Source organism: Thioalkalivibrio sp. ALE9, assembly GCF_000377445.1.
Lineage (GTDB): Bacteria > Pseudomonadota > Gammaproteobacteria > Ectothiorhodospirales > Ectothiorhodospiraceae > Thioalkalivibrio.
Window position 1 is genome coordinate 334,774 of the sequence record NZ_KB898122.1, and the last position, 20,551, is coordinate 355,324.

Sequence of the window (20,551 nt, forward strand, 5' to 3'; positions counted from 1 at the left end):
ACATGCGCATCTCGACCACCCAGATCTTCCAGACCGGGATCGACCAGATCCAGCGGGGCCAGACGGAGCTGAACCGGACCTCGCTGCAGATGGGTCGCGGCGAGCGCATCCTGAGCCCCTCCGATGACCCGAGCGGGGCCACCCAGGTCAACCAGTTCGAACGCATCATCCAGGCCACCAAACAGTACCAGCGCAATATCGACAACACCCAACCACGCCTGCAGCAGGAGGAATCGGCCCTGCAAAGCGGGACGGATCTGCTGCAGCGGGCGCGCGAACTGGTGGTGGCCGGCAACAACGATTCCCAGACCAACGAAACCCGCAGCTATCTGGCCGGCGAACTGCGTCAGTTGCGTGAGGGCCTGTTCGACATCGCCAACACCAAGGATCCCAACGGCGAATACCTCTTCGCCGGGACCAAGTCCTTGCAGCAGCCCTTCCAGCAGGATGGCACGGGCGCGGTGCGCTATGAGGGGGCCGAGGGTACGGGCAGCGTCCGCGAAGTCGCAATCTCGGCCAACCGCAAGGTGCCGGTGGGCGATACCGGTGCGCGGGTGTTCATGGACATTCCGGAGAACGACGGGCGGGTCGGGGCCGAGGTCACAAATCGCGAACCCGGCAGCCGTCTCGTGGTCGAGCAGACCGGGGTCAATGACTCGGCGGCGCTGACGGATCAGACCTACACCATCTCTTTCGAGGATCTGGGGGGTGGCGAAATCGGTTACGTGATCGAGGATGAAGGCGGCGCGGCGGTTGCCTCGGGACCCTACGTGTCCGGTGAGGCGATCGTGTTTGACGGACGCTCGATTACGCTGAGCGGAGCGCCCGAGATCGGGGACGAGGTGGTCTCGCGTCCGGCGCAGAACAAGAGCGTGTTCGAGACGCTGGACGCGATCATCGCGGCGCTGGAAGAGGGCGGTGCCAGCGGCACCAGCCGGGCCAACCTGGCGACGGCCAGCAACACCGCACTGGCCGACCTGGATGCGGTGCTGGGCAACTTCAGCGACATCCGGGCCGAGGTCGGTTCGCGCCTGAAGAGCTTCGATCAGCAAAAGGACCTGAACGAGGACCGCCTGGTGGACCTGAACAGCGCGGTCTCCGAGATCCGCGATCTGGACTATGCCGAGGCCATCAGCCGCTTCAACCAGCAGCAGGTGGCCCTGCAGGCCGCGCAGCAGACCTATACCCAGGTTAATCGCCTGTCGCTGTTCGACTTCCTCTGATCCATGCCCCGGCCGTGCGGATCGTGGGCGCGCCTTTGTGCGACCATGACGCCATTGTGATCTGCGAGACTCCGGCATGGCCAAGAACAACGAACCCTCCGCGCCCATCCAGTACCGTTCCACCGGGCGGCCCCCGCGCTATCTGATCGTCCTGCTGATCCTGGCCGCGCTGTGGGCGGGGTTCTGGGGCGTAATCCACCTGCAGTCGGGCGAGCCCGAGCCGGTGACCCTGAATGTCGAGGAGCAGGCGGAGCTGGAAGCCAAGCTGCGGGCGTTGGGTCCGCGCGATGCGGAGCCCCGCCCCGATAGCGCACCAGGCGATCCGATCATCGATCTGGACGCCGAAGCCGAGCCGCTGGTCCCCGAACTCTACGAGGAACGCGCCGAGGCCCGGGTGGTGCAATTCAGCGAACGCGAGCTGAATGCGCTGATCGCGCAGGACCCGGACCTGGCCGGGCGGGTGGCGATCCGCCTGACGCCGGGACAGGTGAGCACGCGGGTGCGCATCGATGTGCCGCCGGATATCCCCCTTCTGGGCGGACGCGTCCTGAATGTGCGCTCGGGCGTTCGCTTTGGTACGGAAGAGGGCCAGGTGCACGCGCGCCTGGTGGGCGTCAGCGTTGCCGGGATCCCGCTGCCGGATGCTTGGCTTGGCGGGCTCAAGGACGAGGATCTGCTGGGGCTGGAGCCCTTCCAGCAATTGCGCGCCGGTATCGAGTCCATCGAGGTGCGCGACGGCGAGCTGGCCCTGGAACTCGCCCGCTGAGGCAGGGCGCTTGGTGCCACTTGTGGCACCTGTGCCACGAGACCGCCCCGCCACGGTTGCAGATCCCGGCTCTGCGCTGCGCTTCGGCCGGGATGATGTTCTGGGGGGAGGAGGCTTCCCTGATGCGGTGGGTTACCGGGCGGGGCCGACGCGCAGGGTTTCGGCGCCCAGAGCCTGCAGGCGGCCGCGTATGCTGAGGGTCAGGGTGGAGTGCCCGGCCTCCAGCGCCGGCTGGCTGGCGGATTCGTCCATCGCCCGCATGGCCATCATCGGCTGTGGGCCGCCGTGGGAATCATCCGGCAGTTCCACTTCCAGAACACGCAGGTGTGTGGCGCCCAGTGAGCGGGCGATGACGCGCGCCTGAGCCTTCAGGTCGTCCATGGCCTCTTCGATCATGGCCTCGCGGTGTTCCTCGCGGGCCTCGGGGCTCAGGGAAAAACGGATCTGACTCACCGTGAGGTCGTGCCGCTGGAGGGTTCCCACCAGTTCGCCCAGGCGGTCGAAGTCGCCGCTGGTCAGTTCCAGGTTCTGCTGGACCTGCCAGGCGTTGATGCGGCTGCGGTCGTCGGCGTCGTAGATGGGGCGGGTCGAATAGCCAATGGTGCGGGCCTCGACGGCATCGTGTTCGCCCGCGCGTTCCAGGGCCGCCTCCATGTTCCGGTTGACGGTAGCCGCGGCTGTGGCAGCCTCCGGGGCGCGCGCCTCGGTCTGCATGTGCACGGTCATGTGATCGTTCGCGACCTGGCGTTCGGTCTTGCCGGTCAGGGAAAGCGTCGTGGCGCCATCGCCGCCAACAGCGGCCCCGGGGATCGCCAGTGCAAGTACGGCGAGGCCGGCGACGAGCCAGGATGTCCGGTGGGCAAGCGGGATGTGGTTCGGTCGCATGGGTGTTTCCTTAGAGGTCTCGGGCCAGGCGGATGCCGGCGAATACGTGGCGTTTGTCGGGAGTGAAGAAATTGCGCAGGGTCGTCCGGGTGAGCAGCGGGTCGCTCCAGGCACTGCCGCCGCGCAGGACGTAGTGCTTCCCGTCGAACCAGGGCAGGGAGTATTCATCATAGGGGTAGGGCCGGAAACCCGGGTAGGGTTGAAAGGGGTTCGCACACCATTCCCAGACCTGCCCTGTACCGGCTAGGCAACCGGCCTGCGCGGCATGCTCCCACTCGTGTTCGTGGGGCAGGCGGGCGCCAACCCAGCGCGCGTAGGCCGTGGCCTCGAACCAGGAGAGGCCGACGGCGGGTGCCCGGGGCTCGAGCCGCTGGGTGCCGCCCGGCAGGGTCTGGACTCGTGTGCCGTCGGACCGGCGCCCCCAGCCCAGCGGGGCGGTGACCCCCGTCTGTTCCAGCCACGCCCGGCCGGATTCGTCCCAGTGAGGGCCGGGGTGATACCCGTCGGCCTCGATGAAGGCCGCGACCTCGGCGTTGGTGACGGGGTGTGCACGGATGGCGTGGGGCGCGAGCCGCACGGTGTGTCGGCCGCGCTCGTTGTCGAAGGCGGTGATGGAATCGCTGCCGGCGATGTGTTCGCCCCCCGGGCACTCGATCCAGTCGTTGCAAGGCCGGTGCGCGGTTTCGGAGGTTTGGACAGGGCCGGCTTCGGGGTGTTGCAGGCGGGCAAACCAGCGCACCTGTTCGAGACTCTCCAGATGCATCGCGTGGTGCTGCGCGAGGAAACCGGTCAGGTAGTCGTTTTCAAGCAGGGGATGGCGGCGTACCTCCGGGTGGGCGCGCAAAAGCTCCAGGTGGTGCTGCTGACACGCCCGGCCCCACTCGAGCAGCGAGTGGCGGGGTGGGAGGCGCCCGCCGCGGCGCCATTTCGGGCTTTGCTCGGGGAAATACAGGTCGTGCCAATCCCGCCGTGCGGGCGGCGGCTCACCCAAAATCCGTTCGTGCAGCCAGACTGCCTCGATGAAATGGCAATGGGCGTAATGCCATCCCATGGGGCTGAGGTCCGGGTGGTACTGATTGCGCCACTCGTGTTCCGGGGTGGCGAGAAGCGCCGCGTTCAGGCGGTCGTGCTGGACGGACAGGCGCTCCATGAGGCCCGGTTCGGAGGCGTTCGACAGCGGATGGACGGCGTTCATATCCGGTGGAGCGCGTTACAAGGCCAGGAGTTCCGGCGGTTCGTCGGGATCCAGGATCAGCAGGTGGCCGGATGGCACCGGGCGCCAGCGCTCGCGATCCGTCAGCGGTTCCGATGCCACGACTACGCTGTCCTCGGGGAATGTCTCGTCATCGGTGGTGTAGTAGAGGCTGGGGCAGGGCGCGTTGATCGCGTGGCGGCTGGCGATGATGCGGCGCCCGTCGGACAGGATCACGTTCAGCAGGGCGGTATCCGTGCCCAGCCAGGCCTCGATGGTCGAGAACGCCTCGCCGAGGGCGCCTTCCAGCGTGGCGTTCTCGTCATCGGCCAGGTACTGCCGCACCAGCGCGAACAGGTGTTCCGAGTCGGTTGTGCCCTCGATGCTGGCTTCGATCTCGTGGCTGAGGATGTTCTGGATCTGGCGCCGCACATCCGGCCGGAAGCGGCTGATCAGGCCGTTGTGGCTGTACAGCAGGCCGTCCCGGGCGAACGGCTGGGCATTAACCGAGTCGCCCCCGAAGCCGGGGGTTGCGCTGCGGATGGCCGCAATCCAGAGGGGCTGGGTCATGTCGCTGGCCAGATCTTCCAGATTGGGATCCTGCCAGAGCGGGTCGGCTCGGCGGTAATGGCGCGCCATGCCCCCGGCCCCGAACCAGCCGAAGCCGAAGCCATCGGCATTGACCCGCGCGTACACCAGTTCCTGGGGCGCCATGGCCTGTTCGATCAGGTTGTGGGGGGGATCCAGGATCAGGCTGCGCAGCGTGATCGGAGGACCCAGATAAGCGAGGTGTCGGCACATTGATCCGGGCTTCCCTGGGGACAGTTGGGACGTCGGTGGTTTCATGCTAGCGTGCCGCAAACCCTCTTGATACGGAAGCCCGCATGTCCGCCGACGCCTGCGCTGTACCCGTTTCCTCCCGTTACAGCCGCCGGGTGGTGGAAGAACGCGATGCCCACGCCGAGTTACTGGCCGATTTTCGCGCGGGGATGCTCGAGCCGCCGCGATCCCTGCCGCCGAAGTACTTCTACGATGCACGGGGTTCGCAGCTGTTCGATGCGATTTGCGACACGCCGGAATACTACCCGACCCGCCTGGAGGCCGAGCTCCTGGAGCACCATGCCGATGCGATCGTGGAGGCATCCGGCGCCCGGACGCTGTTCGAGCTGGGCAGCGGGACCTCGCGCAAGACCGAATACCTGCTGGCCGCCCTGGAGCGGCGCGTGGCGGCGCCCCATTACGTCGCCAATGACGTGTGTGGCGAGATCCTGGACGAGGCGGGCGAGCGGCTCTTGCAGCGCTTCGATCAACTGCGGGTGGACAGTCTGTGCGGCGACTATGCGGCGGCCCTGGGCCACCTGGGCGAGGTCTCCGGCGCGCGCGGCGACGGTCCCCGACTGTTCGCCTTTCTCGGCAGCAGTCTGGGGAATTTCGAGGACCCAGAGGCCGCCGCCCTGCTGACCCGGATCCGCGCGACCATGAATGCGGAGGATCGCCTGTTGCTGGGGCTGGACCGGGTCAAGCCGCGTCCGGTGCTGGAGGCGGCCTACAACGATGCGGCGGGGGTCACCGCGGCGTTCAATCTGAATCTGCTGTCGGTGCTGAATACCGAGCTGGGGGCGGATTTCGACCCCGAGGGGTTCGATCACCGCGCGCCCTTCGTGGAAGAGCATTCGCGGATCGAGATGCACCTGGTGGCGCGTCGCGACCAGGTCGTGCAGGTCTCGGAGCCCGAGGCTCGCCTGGAGATCGCGGCAGGCGAGATTATCCGCACCGAGATATCGCGCAAGTTCAGCCGCGAGGCGGTCGATGGTCTGGTGGCGGCGGCGGGGCTGGAACACGAGGCCGAGTGGTCGGCGCCCGAGGCGTGGTACTCCCTGTTTCTGCTGCGGCCCGGGGCGGCCTGATCGGCATGCGGGAACCGCGGCTGGTGCTGGTGCGGCATGCCCAGGCCGGTAATCCCGGCGACTGGGACGGGGCCGATCGTGACCGGCCGCTGACCGCAAAGGGGCAGGTCAGCGCGGTGCGCATGGCCCAGGCGCTGGGCGATCTGCTACCGGCTTCCGTGGAGCTCCTGTGCAGCCCCTATCTGCGCGCCCGACAGACGGCGATCCCCCTTTCCCAGGCGCTGGATGTACCGGTGCGACAGAAGAAATGGCTGGCTCCGGGACAACCCGCCGGGCTGGAGGTCGAAGCCCTGGCCCGGAACCTGCCGACGAATGGCGGGTTGGTGCTGGTGGGCCACGAGCCCGACCTGTCGCTTCTGGTCAGCTGCTTGCTGGGCGCGCCCGGAGGGCGGAGTCTGGTGCATATGGGCAAGGGCGATGCCTGCGGGCTGGCGGGTTCGCTGCCGGGACCGATGCGCCTTGTCTGGCACCTCCCGCGGCGGGTCCTCGAACGGCTGGCCGATGGGGAGGCGCATTAGGCATGCAGGAGGCTCACCATACGGAGACGGTTGCGGCCGTCGATCTGGGATCCAACAGCTTTCACATGATTGTGGCTCGGCGCCAGGATGGCGAGGTCCTGAAGGTGGACCGGCTCAAGGAGATGGTGCGGCTTGCCAGCGGCCTCGACGATCAGGGACAGCTGGATCCGGAGGTCGCCCAGCGGGCTTTGGACTGCCTGGATCGTTTCGGCCAGCGGCTGCGTCAGCTGCCGCGCGGTCATGTGCGGGTCGTTGGGACCAACACGCTGCGCCAGATGCATGACAGCCGGGCCTTTCTGCGGTCGGCGGAGCACGCCCTCGGACATCCGGTGGAGATCATCGCCGGGCGCGAGGAGGCACGGCTGATCTACCTCGGCGTGGCCCACACGCTGGCGGATGACAGTGGCCGGCGCCTGGTGATGGATATCGGCGGCGGCAGCACCGAGTTCATTATCGGGGAACGCTTCGAGCCGGTCCTGGCCGAGAGCCTCGAGATGGGGTGTGTGACCTTTACCCGGCGCTTCTTCGCCGACGGCAAGCTGAGTCGCAAGGCCTTCGATGCCGCCCGACTGCGAGCGGAGCAGGAACTGCAGCCGATTGCCAGCGTCTACCGGGCCGAGGGATGGGATCAGGCACTCGGGGCCTCGGGCACGATCCTCGCGCTGGATCGCATGGTGCAGGAGTCGGGCCTGGACCCGGCGCCGGGCATGGACCGGCAGGCCCTCGAGCGTCTGCGGGACGCACTGATCGAGCAGGGCTCGATCGACGGGCTGGAGTTCCCCGGCCTGGCGGCAGAGCGGGCGCCGGTCATCGCCGGCGGACTGGCGGTCCTGCTGGGCGCGTTCGAGGCGCTGGGCATCGAACGCCTGCATCCCTCCGACGGGGCGCTGCGCGAGGGAGTGGTGCATGACCTGCTGGGTCGCTTCCGGCACGAGGACGTGCGCGGGCGCACCATTCATCATCTGCGCCGGCGCTTTGCGGTGGACCCGGCCCAGGCCGAGCGCGTCCAGGCCACGGTGGCACGCCTGGTCACCGCGGTGCGCGCGGCCTGGGGGCTGGACGGGGACGACGCCGAGCGTCTGGACTGGGCTGCCGAGCTGCACGAGATCGGCCTCGCCCTGGCCCACAGCAAGTACCACAAGCACGGTGAATACATCCTCACATGGGCCGACCTGCCCGGGTTCTCGCAGCCGGAGCAGGCGGAGCTTGCACTGCTGGTGCGCCTGCACCGGCGGAGCCTGAAACCCAAGCTTCTGGGCGATGTGCGTGAGGATCGTGCGGGCGCCTTCCGGTATATGGCGGTGCTGTTGCGCCTGGCCGTGCTGCTGCATCGCTCGCGGGCACCCGATCCGGTGCCGCTGGAGCGTATCGAGGCGACGACGGACGGCCTCGCACTGAGCTTTGCGACGGGATGGCTGGATGCCCATCCCCTGACACGGGCCGACCTCGACGCCGAGCGCGAGGAATGGGCCCGCCACGCACTGCAACTCGAGTACGCCTGACGGCGGATTCGGAAAGGATGGATGCAATGCTGACGCTGGTGGTCTGGATCTATGTACTGTCGGTGCCGTTGTGGATCGGCATCTGGTGGTCGGCTACGGGGTTCCGGTTGATGCGGCACAACCGGTTGCTGGCACTGCCCTTCCTGCTCAGTCTGGTGTATGTGGTCGGAAACGCCCTGCTGGTGGCCATGTTCGGCGGGCTCAGCGAAGCCACCTACGAGGAGGGCCGGTACGTGTTCATCACCGACCGGGCCATGATCGCGGTTCAGGCGACGGCGAGTGTGCTGATCGTGGCCACCATTGTGTACGGCCTGAGCATACGGCGGGTACCGGTGCACTTTATCCGTTTCATGGTGTATGCATTCGTGGCGTTGCTGGGGGTGATGGCGCCGATCCTGTGGATTCCGGCGCAGGAGGCGGAGTTCTTCTTTGTGCTCCGCCATGTGCAGTCGATCGGACTGAACTTCGGGCTGTTCCTCTGCGTGGCCGGGATCGTGGTGCTGTTGCAGGACCTGCTGCGTCATGGCGACGCCGAGGTCACCCTGCTGGGCGGACTGCATGATGTGCCGCGCTCCGAGCGTCAAAGTGAAGCGGATACAAAAAACCGCGGGAGCTGAGGCGTTACCAGGTGTGTTGTGAACGGGTAGGGAACCCAGCGACCCTCTGCATCGGGAACAAGAGGATTGGGTTCAGGAGCGCCTCGGTTCCGGGAGGGTGCCGCACGCGTGTGCGGCCCGATGGTGTGCGGCGCATGTGCCCCTGTATTCACTCACGTTTGGGGCTTGTACTCCAGGTTCCCCGACCCTGCATTGCGCCCCGAGGGTTTATAGAACGGGGGTGGAGGCGCTAACGGCTGTGTGACCCCTGCCTCGGGGGCTCGGGGTGCCCACGCGAGCGTGTTCACCCATCAGCATTTCTCTGGAGCGAGACCTGCTGAGCGGGTATGCCGCCTGTTGTGTCCTGGTCCGACAGACCAAGGCGCCCCAGTAGCTTCTGGCATTCGGCGGAGTCCGCCGCCCCATTGGTCAGCAAGAAGGCGGTGCGCATGATGGGGAGATGAATGTGGCCGCTGCCCAGACCGAAGCCGTGGGTGGCCCCAATCATCTGCTTTAACGGGAGAGAAAGGCGTAGACGCGACTTCAGCGCTACGGCCATTCGAGCGGGCCAGTCCCCCGCAAGCGCCGTATCCAGGGCGGCTGGGTCGAGGGTGCAGCCCTGAAGGACGCAGCGCTGTGCCGTGGCGATGACCGCGAGCTCGCCCAGGCGATGCATCAGTCCGGCGGTAAAGCAAAGGCTGGCGTCCGCCCGCAGGCTGCGACCCAGGGCCGCGGCCTGGTGGGCCATGCGCTCGCTCTGTTCCTGGTAATGCCGGGCGCGGGTCTGGAGGTTGGGGTCCTGAAGTGTGGTGGTGAGATCGAGGGCCATGGCCATTGCCAGATTCAGGGCGGTGGGGATGCCCAGAACCTGCAGGGCGTCGCGTAGCGAGGTATTGGGGGTGTCGGTGCGCCTCAGAGCACTGCCGTTGGATGCATCGATCAGGCGCGTGACCAGGGATGGAATGTCCTGCCAGGCCTTCTCCAGTTCGGACAGCGAGAGTGTGTCGGCCCGCGCCCTCAATTCCCGCAGTGCGTCAAGATCGATCGGTGTAGGCAGTCTCAGCTCACCGGATTCGGCCTGTTGCAGGGCGTTTTCCAGGGCGGGCGCCTCCGGCTCGCCCTCGGCTTCTTCGCGGGACTCGGCGGTAGTCGCTCCCGTAGCCAGTATCGCTTGCAGACGGTCATGCACCAGTTCCGCCTCGAAGGGCTTGGAGATAAAACCCCGGACGCCGTAGCGAGCGGCGCGCTGGACACTCTTACGCTCCGGGTTCGCGGTGATGATGACGATGGGCGTGACGCGGCCATCGATGGCCGCCCGTCGCAGGAAGTCCAGCCCGTTCCCGTCGGGCAGCGACAGGTCCGACAGCACGAGGTCGTGGTGTGTCTCGCGCCAACGTCGCAGGGCCTCGGTAATGGAGCGCGCGTGGAAGATGTCGGAATTGGGATAAAGGCCGCGAACGAGCGTCTTCAGGAGATCCGCCATGAGATCTTCGTCTTCCAGTATCAGGATCTTCATAGGGGGTCCGGATGCTCGCGCCCACAGGGAGGTTGTGACCTTCAGGTTCGGTTGTCCGAAGGATGGGGTCAAGCGGGGACCGGCGAAGTCCCACGACCGGGTGCCCCGCGCCGGCCATGGGTGTCCCGTCAGCCGGCGGTAGACCCCGCCAGCCGGGCCGCCAGGACCTCCTGTGCGGAGTAGGGGGCCTGGTCGTCGGCGGGCCGAATGCGGGTGTAGCTGCCGTCCGGTTGCAGGGACCAGGCGGTGGCGGTGTCGCGCAGGTAGTTGAACAGGGATTCCTCGGCCACGCGGTCGCGCAGCTCCGGGTCGCGCACCGGGAAAGCCACCTCGACGCGGCGGAAGAAGTTGCGCGGCATCCAGTCGGCGCTGGAAAGGAACACCTCGGGGTTGCCGGCGTTCTCGAAGTAGAACACCCGCGAGTGTTCGAGGAAGCGGCCCAGTACCGAGCGCACCTCGATGGTTTCCGATATGCCGGGGACCCCGGGGCGCAGGCTGCAGATGCCGCGCACGATCAGCTGGATGGGCACACCGGCCTGCGAGGCCTGGTACAGGGCCTGGATGATGGTGGCCTCGTTCAGGGAGTTCATGCGCGCGACGATGCGCGCCGGTTTGCCGGCCCGGTGGTTCTCGATCTCGCGCTCGATCTTCTCCTGCATCGCGTCGTGCAGGCGGAAGGGGGCCTGGATGAGCTGGCGCAGCCGGGTCACCTTGCCGAGCCCGGTCAGCTGGAGAAACACACGGTGGACGTCCTCGGTCAGCACGGGGTCGGCCGTCAGCAGGCCGAAATCGGTGTAGGCCTTGGCAGTGCCGGAGTGATAGTTGCCGGTGCCGAGGTGGGCGTAGCGGGTAATCTGGTCGCCATCCCGGCGCACCACCAGGGCAAGCTTGGCGTGGGTCTTGTAGCCGACCACGCCGTAGGTCACATGCACCCCGGCATCCTGCATGCGGTTGGCCAGCTCGATGTTGTCGGCCTCGTCGAAGCGCGCCCGCAGCTCGATCACGACAGTGACCTCCTTGCCGGCCTGCGCCGCCTCGATCAGGGTCTCGACCAGGGGCGAGCGGGTGCCCGTGCGGTACAGGGTCTGCTTGATGGCCAGTACCCGCGGGTCGGCCGCGGCCTGGCGCAGGAAATCCACCACCGGCATGAACGACTGGTACGGATGATGCAGCAATAGCTCCTGCTCGCGGATGCAGGCGAAGATGCCGCTGCCGCTGGCGTCCACGCGAGGCAGGGCCGGGACCAGGGGCGGGAACTTGAGGTCCGGGCGGTCGACCAGTTCGTGCACCGCCATCAGCCGGTTCAGGTTCACGAGGCCGGTGACCTGATACAGGTCGTCGGGGTCCAGATGGAACTGCTGCAGGAGGAAATCGGCGACCTCCTGCGGGCAGTTGTCCGCGACCTCCAGCCGCACGCCGGCGCCGTAGTTGCGCTGGGGCAGTTCGCCCTCCAGGGCGTTCAGGAGGTCGTCGATCTCCTCTTCCTGCACGAACAGGTCGGAGTTGCGGGTCAGCCGGAACTGGTAGCAGCCGGTCACCTTCATCCCGCGGAACAGCTCGTCAACATGGGCGTGCAGGATGGACGACAGCAGGACGAAATCGTTGTCGCCGCTGGCGACCTCCCTCGGGAGGCGCACCAGACGCGGGAGAGAACGCGGTGCCTGTACCACGGCGCGGCCGGACTCGCGGCCGAAGGCGTCCTTGCCCTTGAGCGTGACGATGAAGTTCAGGCTCTTGTTCAGGATGCGCGGAAAGGGATGCGCCGGGTCCAGGCCGATCGGGGTCAGGACCGGCTGCAGCTGTTCGCGGAAATACTGCAGCACCCATTCCTGCTGCGCGGAGCTCCAGTGGGTGCGACGCACGAAGTGGATGCCCTCGGCCGCCAGTGCCGGGATCAGTTCATCGTTCAGGGTGCGGTACTGCTCCTCGACCAGGTCGTGCGCGCGCGGGGCGATCTGGCGAAGCTGCTCGGCGGCGGAAAGGCCGTCCGGACCGGGGGCCTGCACGTTCAGCTCGACCTGCTGGCGCAGCGAGCCCACGCGGACCTCGAAGAACTCGTCCAGGTTGGTGGAGGAGATACTCAGATAGCGCAGGCGTTCGAGTAGCGGGAAGGCGGGGTCCTGGGCGATCGCGAGCACCCGACGGTTGAATTCCAGCAGGGACAGCTCGCGATTGAGGAACAGATCGGTCTGGGTCACGTCGGCATCCGGCATGCACGACTCGCGGCAGAAGTGGACCCGCGAGTCTAGGGGAACACTGGTTAATCTACACGTTCGCGCTCGAGTCGATTTTGCGTGCGAACAAGGCGCGGTGACTGCCGTGCAGTCATTCTGCACAAGGGAACCGCAACGCCGTGCGCGCGCAAAATCGGCCGAGCCCCTGCGTTCAATAGTTTGTGGGGTTGGTGCCCCATGTTCCCCGATGCAGCGTTGCGGCGCTTACCGGTAGCCCCACTACCGGCTGCGCACCGCGCCTTGTCTCGGGAAACATGGGGCACCAACGCGAATGTGTAGATTAACCAGTGTTCCCCTCCGACATTATGTCAGTTCCGTGAATGGGGGGCAGGCGTGGCCGAAGTCCCCGGGCGACGTGCCTGAACTGCGGTACGGGTCGACGGACGGCTATAATTTAGGGCTTGATCATGCAGCGCGATATCCGCTGCCGTAAGGAGAAGTCCGTTGGCCGAATTTACCCTGACACTGCATGCGCGCGACGAATCGCAGCCCGAGCTGCGCAAGGTCTCGCTGGCCGTCGAGGGCGAGCTGCCCGAATACGGCCAGGTCTGGGTGTGGGATATCGTCTACGCCCAGCAGTTGTTCGCCCTGGGCGAGGTGCAGGCGGCCCAGGACCTCAAGGAGACCATGGAACTCTGGGCGGTCAACATGTCCAGCAAGGTGTTCCAACCGCATGGGCATATCCTGTCCAAGGGGTACCTGGACCTGTCGGAGAACCTGCAGCTGGTGAACGGAGATTCCGTGCCGGCCGCGGCCGACGGGGATCGCCAGGTGGTGGTATCGGTCGACGGCCAGGCCGGGCAGCTCCCGGATGTCCGGGTGTCCCCGGAGAACCTGACGGCCGACGAGCGCCAGGATCTGGTGCTGGGGCTGGGCCAGTACTTCAACTTCGAGAACCCGATGTTCGCGCGCGAGCTGCCGATCCATGTCCTGGCCATGCGCAAGTACCACGCGGACATCAACCTGCCGCATACCCGCACCGCGCTCGAGGAAGCCCCGTTCTTCGCGATCCAGAAGGCGATGGAGTACTTCCAGGCGGCCAATCAGGGCACGGTGCAGTAGGGGTAGGCCCGCTGCGTCGGATTTGCCGCGCGTGCTACGGTCGCGGCCATGAGGACTGTCTATTCCGCCGCCGACCCCGTGATGGCCGGGTTCATCGAGGACCTGCTGAAAGAGGCCGGCATCCCGGCGTACGTGAACCAGGCGGGGCTCATGGGCGCGGCGGGGGAGGTCCCGCCAACCGAGACTTGGGCGCGCATCATGGTGGTGCACGAGGAGCAGGCCGAGGAGGCGCGAGCCCTGATACTGGAGTATCTGGAGGGCGAGCCGGAACACGACGGCCGGGACTGGAAGTGCCCGCGCTGCGGCGAGGTGATCGAGCCGCAGTTCACCCAGTGCTGGAATTGCGGGCGCGACAAGCCCAAAGTCTGAGTCAGTTCGGCCGCCCGTTGCCGGTGTACTGCGAGCGGATGCGCTGAATATAGGTCTGCGTTTCGCGGAACGGCGGGACGCCGCCGTGGCGCTCCACCGCGCCGGGGCCGGCGTTGTAGGCGGCCAGGGCGAGATCCAGGTTGCCCTCGAAACGCTCGAGCATGGCGGCCAGATAGCGTGTGCCGCCGTTGATGTTCTGGGCCGGATCGAAACGGTCGGTGACCCCGAGATCGGCCGCGGTCGCGGGCATCAGCTGCATCAGGCCGTGGGCGCCCACCCGCGAGACCGCCTGCGGATCGAAGCAGGATTCCACGTGAATGACCGACTGGACCAGCGCAGGGTCGAGGCCCTTGCGGGTGGCGGCCGTACGAATGAGGTCCGCGAACTCGCCACCGCCGGTGGCCAGCGCCTGGCGGGCGCGCTCGCCGCAGCGGGCGCGCGCGGTGGGGCGGCCGTAGGTGGCGACCAGTTCCATGCCGTTGTCTTGCCGGTGCTGGTTGGTGACCAGGCGTTCACCGCCCGGGCCCTCGAACACGAAGATCTGGCTGGGAGACCAGTCGCCGCCGTTGGAAGGCGTCCGTGTACCCGTGCTCGCGGGCGAGCGGATGGTTTCGTACGGGATACCTTGGGGCCGTTCGTCGGTCAGGACGCGGGCACCGGAGGCATCGCGGTAGCTGTACAGCTCGTCCGCGCTGGTTCCGCCCGCGACCAGCCCTGCCACCAGTACCAGCAGCCCCAGCGCCGTCCGGACGGAATGCTTACCATGGTGCCTGGCTTTCCCCCGCGTATCTCTGGTATCCAACCCCTGTGCCCCCTGGCCGAGTACCGATCCCGATGACCGAGACTTCATTCACAGTCTGCATTATGGCGCCGGAAAGTGCATGGCTGAAAGAGCGCGTCGACGGCCTGCTGGCGGGCAGTGACGTCGCACCCCCTCGGGTCGAGGTCCTGGAATCGGTCGATTCGACCAACCGCTATCTCCTGGAGGCGGCTGCCACGGACGATGAGCGACCGCGTGTCTGCGTGGCACATACCCAGACCGCGGGCCGCGGCCGGCGGGGCCGGATCTGGCAGTCGCGGCCCGGGGCGAGCCTCGCTCTGTCGCTGGCGTGGCCCATCGCGCGGGGCCCGGTGCCGCCCGCCTATCCGGTGGGTGTGGGGATCGGGGTAATCCAGGCCCTGGAGGGGCTGGGTCTGGAGTCCGTGCGGCTCAAGTGGCCCAATGACCTGATGATCCAGGGCGCCAAGCTCGGCGGAATCCTGATGGAGCAGCGGGCACCCGGTCGGGAGCGGCCGGGCCGGCTGGTGGCCGGGATCGGGATTAATCGCGAGGCCGCGGATACACTGGAACTGGACCGCGCGGTTACCGATCTCGCCAGTCATTGTCCGGGCGGCGCACCGGACGGCCTGGAACTGGCCGCGCGGGTGGTCGACCGGCTTTGCCGCCTGCATCCCGTCCTGGTGCGCGAGGGCGTGGCCTCGCTGGAGTCCGAGCTGGAGCGGCTCGATCTGTTGCGCGGGCAGGCCATCGAGCTTCTGGACGATGGAGCGCAGGCCCGGGCGCTGGGGATCGACCCGGCCAGCGGCTGTCTGGTGGCGGCATTCGCGGACGGATCGGTGCGTCATCTGCACTCGGGCGAGGTTTCGGTACGGAGTCTTGAACATGTCTGACATCGCGCTGGTGGATATCGGCAGTAGCCGGGTGAAATGGCAGGTGCGCAGTCGGGATGGCGATGTGCTGGGCTCCGGCGCGGCCCCGGAGCCCGCGGGCTGCGCCCGCGCCCTCGCATCCATGGCGCAGGACTCGACCATCGACGCCGTATGGGTCTCGCGGGTGGCGGGTGATCGCGGGGCGGCGTTCGCCGAGGAATTGGACAGCGCCGGGCTGGCGGCCTCGGTCCACGCGGTCCGGGTCGCGGCTGCCGGGCCGAACGGCCTGCGGACCGACTACGCAGCCGGCCAGCTGGGGGTGGATCGGTACTGCGCGCTGGTCGCGGCGCGGGCCGTTGGCGACATGCCGGTCATCCTGGTGGATGCCGGAACCGCGGTCACCGTCGACGTGTTGCAGGCGGACGGGTGTCATGCAGGCGGCTACATACTGCCGGGGCGCCAGCTCGGCTGGGAGGCGCTGCAGCCCCGTCTGGCCGATCGTATCGCGCCGCGCGAGGCGACGCAGTGGCCCGAGGACCTCGACCCGTCGCCCGGGCTGAACAGTGCGGATGCGCTGGAGCGTGGCTGGGGCCTGGGGCTGGCCGGGGCGCTGGACGGGCTGATCGCGCGCTCCCGCGACGTGCTGGGCGAGGAGGCCCCCTGCTGGCTGACCGGCGGGGATGCCTACTGGCTGGCGCCGCTGTTGCGCGAGGAATCGCGGATCATCCCCAACCTGGTGCTGGACGGGCTGTGGGCACTGTCGCGCGCGGAGGACACCGGATGCGCTGGCTGATCCTGGTGCTCGCGCTGATGAACCTGGGGTACTTCGTGTGGGTGTGGCACGACGGCCGGCTGGATCCGGACCCCTACGCCGACGTACCGCCCCTGGAGCGCGACCGGGGCACGGTGGAGTTGCTGGATGTCCGGCTGGAATGGCCGGAACCCAGTGGTGCGCCGGCAGGGGAAGGGGCCGCCGAGGAGGCGACCGAGTGACGAGGCTCAGGGGCCGCGGCGCCGGGCCCGCTCGGCGCGCCGCCGGTCCCGGTGGCGCTGCCAGGCGGCAGACAGTTGATGGGAGATCCAGTAGCCGGCCATAGCGGTGGGCGTGGCGATCAGCAGACTGCCCAGCAAGGTGAAGGTAATCTCGTCGCCGATCCCCTGCAGGTACCAGGCGTCCGGGTCGTGGGTGAGCAGGGGCATGTAGCGAAAGACTGCCTCGCCCAGCGAGTGGTAGCCCCAGTACAGGGGGGCCGTGGTCAGGGGGTTGCTGATCAATGAGGCCACGAAGGCCGTCGGGAAATTCCCGGCTAGCGCGATGCAGAGGATGATCATCAATACGGTCTGAAAGCCGACCGTGGGCGTCAGGCCAATGAACAGCCCGATGGCAACCCCGCGGGCCATGGCCTCCGGGCCGCTCTTCATGCTCCCGGCGGCATGCAGGCCGGTGTGCAGTCGGGGATGACGGGCCAGCCAGTGGTGGGCGCGCCAGCGCATCGCCCGCCAGCGAATGCCGGCCCGCCTCAGCATGCCGCCGAGGGCCTCAGGCAGCCCCCCAGCGGGCCGCGATGTCGGGGGTCCAGCCGACCGTGATCGCGTCCCCCTGTTCGATCACCGGCCGCTTGATCAGGGCCGGGTGTTCGAGCATCAGGGCGATCGCGCGTTCGCGGTCCAGCCCGTCGCGCTGTTCGGCGGGAAGCTGGCGCCAGGTCGTGCCGCGTCGGTTGACCAGGGCCTCCCAGCCAAGCGCATCGACCCAGTTGCGCAGCCGGGCCTCCTCCAGCCCGTCCTTGCGAACGTCGACGAAGCGAACATCCACGCCGGCCGCATCCAGCGCCCGGCGGGCCTTGCGGACGGTATCGCAGTTGGCGATCCCGAAGAGCGCGATCTCAGACATCGCGCAGCAGGGCGTTCAGGCCGACCTTGGCCTTGGTCTTCTCGTCCACGCGCTTCACAATCACCGCGCAGTACAGCGAGTACTTGCCGTCCTTGGAGGGCAGGGTGCCGGAGACCACCACGGAGCCGGCCGGTACGCGGCCATAGAGGATCTCGTCGTTTTCGCGATCGTAGATCCGGGTGGACTGGCCGAGATACACGCCCATGGAGATGACCGCGCCTTCCTCGACGATCACGCCCTCGACCACCTCGGAGCGGGCACCGATGAAGCAGTTGTCTTCGATGATGGTCGGGGCCGCCTGCAGCGGCTCCAGCACGCCGCCGATCCCGACGCCGCCGGAGAGATGCACATTCTTGCCGATCTGGGCGCAGGAACCGACGGTGGCCCAGGTATCGACCATCGTGCCTTCATCCACATAGGCGCCGATGTTTACGTAGGACGGCATCAGCACCGTGTTGGGGGCGATGAAGCTCCCGCGGCGCGCGGTCGCCGGCGGCACGACGCGCACGCCGGCCTCGCGGAAGTCACGGCTGGAGGTGTCGGCGTACTTGGACGGGACCTTGTCGTAGTAGTTGGTGAAGCCGCCCTTGATGAACTCGTTCTCCGAGATGCGGAACGACAGCAGTACGGCCTTCTTCAGCCATTCGTTCACCACCCATTCGCCGCCCTTCTTCTCGGCGACTCGGGCACGGCCGGTGTCCAGCATCTCCAGCGCCTCGTTCACCGCATCGCGGACATTGGTCTCCACGTTGCGCGGGTTGATCTCGGCGCGGCGTTCAAAGGCGGTTTCGATGGTGCTCTGGATATCGGACATGAGGTTTTCCTTGCAACGTATTAATAGGTAATGGATTCATACAGGCTGGCAATGCGCTCGGCGGCCTCGACACAGGCGGCCGGCTCGGCGACCAGGGCCATGCGGACATGCCCGGCACCGGGGTTGTGCCCGGAGGTCGGGTCGCTGCGCGAGAGGTAGCGCCCGGGCAGCACGGTCACCCCGGCCTCGGCGTACAGGCGGCGGGCAAAGGCCTCGTCGTCGCCATCGGGAACCCGTGGCCAGAGGTAAAAACCGGCGGCCGGTGTGGTGACGTCGAGTATGGCCTGTAGCCGCGGGGTGACCGCCGCGAACTTCTCCGCGTACAGGGCCCGATTGTGCGCGACATGGGCCTCGTCCGCCCAGGCCACGCGACTGACGACTTGGGTGGGCGGCGGCAGGGTGCAGCCATGGTAGGTACGGTACAGCGCGAAGCGGTCCAGCAGCTCGGCATCGCCCGCCACGAATCCGGAGCGCAGCCCCGGGAGGTTCGAACGCTTGGACAGGCTGTGGAACACGATGCAGCGTTCGAACCCGCTATTGCCCATGCGCGCCGCGGCACCCAGCAGGCCAGCCGGTGGGGTGGCCTCCGGGTGATAGATCTCGGAGTAGCACTCGTCGGCCGCGAGCACGAAGTCATGGCGTTCGGCCAGACGGATCAGGTCCTGCATCGCCGCCTCGGACATGCAGGCGCCGGCCGGGTTGCCCGGGTTGCAGATGTAGACGAGCTGCACCGCATCCCAGGTGGCGACGTCGATCGTGGAGAAGTCGGGTAGATAGCCGTTCTCCGGCGCCAGGTCGTAGAAGGCCGGTTCTGCCCCGGCCAGCAGGGCCGCACCCTCGTAGATCTGGTAGAAGGGATTCGGCATCAGCACGCGCGCCCCGGGCTTCTCCGCGACGACGGCCTGGGCGATCGCGAACAGGGCCTCGCGGGTACCGCTGACCGGCAGCACCTGGCGCTCGGGCTTCACGGTATCCAAGTTGAACCGGCGTTGCAGCCAGGCGGCGATCGTCTCGCGCAGGGCCGGTTCGCCGCGAGTGGTGGGGTAGTGGTTGTAACCCTGTACGGCGTCGCGCAGGGCGGGTTCGACGAAACCCGGAAGCGCATGGCGTGGTTCGCCGATCGACAGCGCGATGGGCTCCAGCCCTTCCGGCTGGCGCAGGTCCGCGAACAGGGCCCGCAGGCGTTCGAACGGGTAAGGCTGGAGCCGGTCGAGGCGGGGATTCATGGCGTCCGGGGGTTCCTCTGCAGGGCGCGAACCGAAAGACCGCGCAGTATAGCGAACCCGGCGGGGCGACGGCACCGCGATCGTTCAGTCGCGACTACCTGGACGGGTATACCAGAACCAGCTGAGGCGGCGGGAGCGCAGGCTCCAGGGGAGCAGCAGGACCTGCAGCACCACCAGGATGTGACGGCCGGGGTGAAACCAGTCCGCCTTGCGCCCGGAGGTCAACACGGGGGTGTCCAGGATTTCCACGCGCTGGCCGTGTGCCCGGCCCCAGCGGCGCAGGGCGCGCGACAGGAAGACCTCTTCCCCGGCGTACACAGTTTCGCTGAAGCCGCCGACGGCGGTGAAGGCCTCGCGGGTACAGAAGACGTAACAGCCGGCGGCCAGCCCCAGGCGCGCGGCCAGCGCATTCCAGGCGCCGGCACCCCAGCGGTAGATGCGGTGATTCAGGTGGTCGAAATCTACCCGGGCACCGCCGCCACAGACGCGGCCGCTGTCCAGTGCCTCCAGGGTGGCCCGAAGCAGGTCGCGATCCGGCCAGGTGTCGGCATCCACGAACAGCAGGTCGTCCCCGGTGGCCGCCTCGGCGCCGGCGTTGCGGGCGCGGCTGATCCTGCGTGCCGGCTCGAAGACGACACGACAGCCGGCGCGCTGCGCGATCTGCGGGGTCGCGTCCGTGGAGGCGTTGTCCACCACGATGATCTCGCTGGGGCGATCAAGGCCCGACAGGGCCTCCTGGACGGCCGTCAGGGTTCGTGGCAGCCACTCGGCCTCGTTCCAGGCCGGAATGATGACCGAAAGGGTGGGTGCGGGGGTCACGCAGCGGCCAGGGGGGCACCCTGATCAATAGGTCGCCATGTGGGGATCGACCTCGCGTGCCCAGGCATCAATGCCGCCGGACAGGTTGATCACGTTGTTGAACCCGACCCGCTGCAGAAAGCCGCAGACCTGCTGGCTGCGGACGCCGTGGTGACAGATCACCACGATCTCGTCCTCCGGATTCAGGTCCTGGTACGCGGTCGGGATCTGGCCCATCGGGAGCAGTTGCGAGCCCTCGATGTGGCAGTGCCGGAATTCCCAGGGCTCGCGCACATCCAGCAGCTTCGGCGGGCTCTTTGCCTGCGAGAGATAGTCGTGCAATTCCCGGGGGGACATCTGGCGCATGGTGGTGAACCGTGACTGGGGAGTGACTCAGGC

At 67.6% G+C, this 20,551-nt stretch carries 23 protein-coding genes; 11 read left to right on the forward strand and 12 right to left on the reverse strand.

Features of this window, described 5'->3' with window-relative positions:
• The first annotated feature begins 2 nt into the window (after window positions 1–2).
• Together flgL and D106_RS0101600 are read left to right on the forward strand one after the other, a co-directional pair.
• Window positions 3–1,223 carry a flagellar hook-associated protein FlgL gene (flgL, locus tag D106_RS0101595; RefSeq protein ID WP_018878985.1) on the forward strand — a complete coding sequence of 407 codons (1,221 nt, stop codon included), beginning with the start codon at window positions 3–5 and terminating at the stop codon, window positions 1,221–1,223.
• 76 nt (window positions 1,224–1,299) lie between these two features.
• On the forward strand, window positions 1,300–1,989 hold the full coding sequence (locus D106_RS0101600) for a hypothetical protein (RefSeq protein WP_018878986.1): 690 nt from the start codon (window positions 1,300–1,302) through the stop codon (window positions 1,987–1,989).
• Window positions 1,990–2,121: 132 nt separating this feature from the next.
• Here the strand turns inward: D106_RS0101600 and D106_RS0101605 are convergent, their stop codons facing one another.
• Genes D106_RS0101605 through egtC form a run of 3 tightly spaced genes read right to left on the reverse strand, consistent with a single transcriptional unit; the run spans window position 2,122 to window position 4,867 of the window.
• Window positions 2,122–2,874, reverse strand: coding sequence for an SIMPL domain-containing protein (locus D106_RS0101605; protein ID WP_018878987.1), 753 nt, complete (start codon window positions 2,872–2,874; stop codon window positions 2,122–2,124).
• A 10-nt stretch (window positions 2,875–2,884) separates the two neighbouring features.
• A complete protein-coding gene (locus tag D106_RS0101610) occupies window positions 2,885–4,069 on the reverse strand; it encodes an SUMF1/EgtB/PvdO family nonheme iron enzyme (RefSeq protein WP_018878988.1) in 1,185 nt (394 codons plus the stop codon).
• Between the two features lie 15 nt (window positions 4,070–4,084).
• Window positions 4,085–4,867: an ergothioneine biosynthesis protein EgtC gene (gene egtC, locus D106_RS0101615; protein ID WP_018867345.1), complete on the reverse strand. Its 783-nt coding sequence runs from the start codon at window positions 4,865–4,867 to the stop codon at window positions 4,085–4,087.
• Between the two features lie 83 nt (window positions 4,868–4,950).
• Here egtC and egtD point away from each other — a divergent pair, with 83 nt between their 5' ends.
• The 4 genes from egtD to D106_RS0101635 are packed head-to-tail and all read left to right on the forward strand — an operon-like array spanning window position 4,951 to window position 8,610.
• The gene (gene egtD, locus D106_RS0101620) at window positions 4,951–5,973 is read left to right on the forward strand and encodes an L-histidine N(alpha)-methyltransferase (RefSeq protein WP_018878989.1); all 1,023 of its coding nucleotides are present in this window, start codon (window positions 4,951–4,953) and stop codon (window positions 5,971–5,973) included.
• Between the two features lie 5 nt (window positions 5,974–5,978).
• On the forward strand, window positions 5,979–6,491 hold the full coding sequence (locus D106_RS0101625) for a histidine phosphatase family protein (protein ID WP_018878990.1): 513 nt from the start codon (window positions 5,979–5,981) through the stop codon (window positions 6,489–6,491).
• Window positions 6,492–6,493: 2 nt separating this feature from the next.
• Window positions 6,494–7,993, forward strand: a complete 1,500-nt coding sequence (gene ppx, locus D106_RS0101630) for an exopolyphosphatase (protein WP_018878991.1) — start codon at window positions 6,494–6,496, stop codon at window positions 7,991–7,993.
• Window positions 7,994–8,019: 26 nt separating this feature from the next.
• Window positions 8,020–8,610 (forward strand): hypothetical protein, encoded by a 591-nt coding sequence (locus D106_RS0101635; protein WP_018867349.1) that lies wholly within the window; start codon window positions 8,020–8,022, stop codon window positions 8,608–8,610.
• Window positions 8,611–8,893: 283 nt separating this feature from the next.
• Here the strand turns inward: D106_RS0101635 and D106_RS0101640 are convergent, their stop codons facing one another.
• Both D106_RS0101640 and ppk1 read right to left on the reverse strand, forming a co-directional pair.
• The gene (locus D106_RS0101640; RefSeq protein ID WP_018878992.1) at window positions 8,894–10,105 is read right to left on the reverse strand and encodes a response regulator; all 1,212 of its coding nucleotides are present in this window, start codon (window positions 10,103–10,105) and stop codon (window positions 8,894–8,896) included.
• Window positions 10,106–10,233: 128 nt separating this feature from the next.
• Window positions 10,234–12,318, reverse strand: a complete 2,085-nt coding sequence (gene ppk1, locus D106_RS0101645) for a polyphosphate kinase 1 (RefSeq protein ID WP_018878993.1) — start codon at window positions 12,316–12,318, stop codon at window positions 10,234–10,236.
• A 465-nt stretch (window positions 12,319–12,783) separates the two neighbouring features.
• Here ppk1 and D106_RS0101650 point away from each other — a divergent pair, with 465 nt between their 5' ends.
• Both D106_RS0101650 and D106_RS0101655 read left to right on the forward strand, forming a co-directional pair.
• Window positions 12,784–13,401, forward strand: a complete 618-nt coding sequence (locus D106_RS0101650) for a hypothetical protein (RefSeq protein ID WP_018878994.1) — start codon at window positions 12,784–12,786, stop codon at window positions 13,399–13,401.
• Between the two features lie 48 nt (window positions 13,402–13,449).
• A complete protein-coding gene (locus D106_RS0101655; protein WP_081618691.1) occupies window positions 13,450–13,770 on the forward strand; it encodes a DUF2007 domain-containing protein in 321 nt (106 codons plus the stop codon).
• Between the two features lies 1 nt (window position 13,771).
• Here the strand turns inward: D106_RS0101655 and D106_RS0101660 are convergent, their stop codons facing one another.
• Window positions 13,772–14,491: a lytic transglycosylase domain-containing protein gene (locus D106_RS0101660; RefSeq protein ID WP_018878995.1), complete on the reverse strand. Its 720-nt coding sequence runs from the start codon at window positions 14,489–14,491 to the stop codon at window positions 13,772–13,774.
• A 143-nt stretch (window positions 14,492–14,634) separates the two neighbouring features.
• Between D106_RS0101660 and D106_RS0101665 the strand changes: the two genes are divergently transcribed.
• Genes D106_RS0101665 through D106_RS0101675 form a run of 3 tightly spaced genes read left to right on the forward strand, consistent with a single transcriptional unit; the run spans window position 14,635 to window position 16,413 of the window.
• Complete coding sequence (locus D106_RS0101665) at window positions 14,635–15,441, forward strand: biotin--[acetyl-CoA-carboxylase] ligase (RefSeq protein ID WP_018878996.1); 807 nt, start codon at window positions 14,635–14,637, stop codon at window positions 15,439–15,441.
• Window positions 15,434–16,213, forward strand: coding sequence for a type III pantothenate kinase (locus tag D106_RS0101670; protein ID WP_018878997.1), 780 nt, complete (start codon window positions 15,434–15,436; stop codon window positions 16,211–16,213). The genes D106_RS0101665 and D106_RS0101670 overlap by 8 nt, the downstream gene beginning before the upstream one ends.
• On the forward strand, window positions 16,201–16,413 hold the full coding sequence (locus D106_RS0101675) for a hypothetical protein (protein WP_018878998.1): 213 nt from the start codon (window positions 16,201–16,203) through the stop codon (window positions 16,411–16,413). Before D106_RS0101670 ends, D106_RS0101675 begins: the two co-directional genes overlap by 13 nt.
• A 6-nt stretch (window positions 16,414–16,419) precedes the next feature.
• On the opposite strand, the gene D106_RS0101680 is transcribed toward D106_RS0101675, so the two are convergent.
• The 6 genes from D106_RS0101680 to D106_RS0101705 form a co-directional block, all read right to left on the reverse strand.
• Window positions 16,420–16,947 carry a DUF2062 domain-containing protein gene (locus D106_RS0101680; RefSeq protein WP_018878999.1) on the reverse strand — a complete coding sequence of 176 codons (528 nt, stop codon included), beginning with the start codon at window positions 16,945–16,947 and terminating at the stop codon, window positions 16,420–16,422.
• A 13-nt stretch (window positions 16,948–16,960) separates the two neighbouring features.
• On the reverse strand, window positions 16,961–17,314 hold the full coding sequence (locus D106_RS0101685; protein ID WP_018879000.1) for an arsenate reductase: 354 nt from the start codon (window positions 17,312–17,314) through the stop codon (window positions 16,961–16,963).
• A complete protein-coding gene (gene dapD, locus D106_RS0101690) occupies window positions 17,307–18,128 on the reverse strand; it encodes a 2,3,4,5-tetrahydropyridine-2,6-dicarboxylate N-succinyltransferase (RefSeq protein WP_018867360.1) in 822 nt (273 codons plus the stop codon). The genes D106_RS0101685 and dapD overlap by 8 nt, the downstream gene beginning before the upstream one ends.
• Window positions 18,129–18,148: 20 nt before the next feature.
• Entirely contained in the window at window positions 18,149–19,354 is a 1,206-nt protein-coding gene (gene dapC / locus D106_RS0101695; RefSeq protein WP_018879001.1) for a succinyldiaminopimelate transaminase, read from the reverse strand.
• 84 nt (window positions 19,355–19,438) lie between these two features.
• A complete protein-coding gene (locus D106_RS0101700; RefSeq protein WP_018879002.1) occupies window positions 19,439–20,173 on the reverse strand; it encodes a glycosyltransferase in 735 nt (244 codons plus the stop codon).
• 24 nt (window positions 20,174–20,197) lie between these two features.
• Window positions 20,198–20,518 carry a rhodanese-like domain-containing protein gene (locus D106_RS0101705; RefSeq protein ID WP_018867363.1) on the reverse strand — a complete coding sequence of 107 codons (321 nt, stop codon included), beginning with the start codon at window positions 20,516–20,518 and terminating at the stop codon, window positions 20,198–20,200.
• Window positions 20,519–20,551 lie beyond the last annotated feature (33 nt).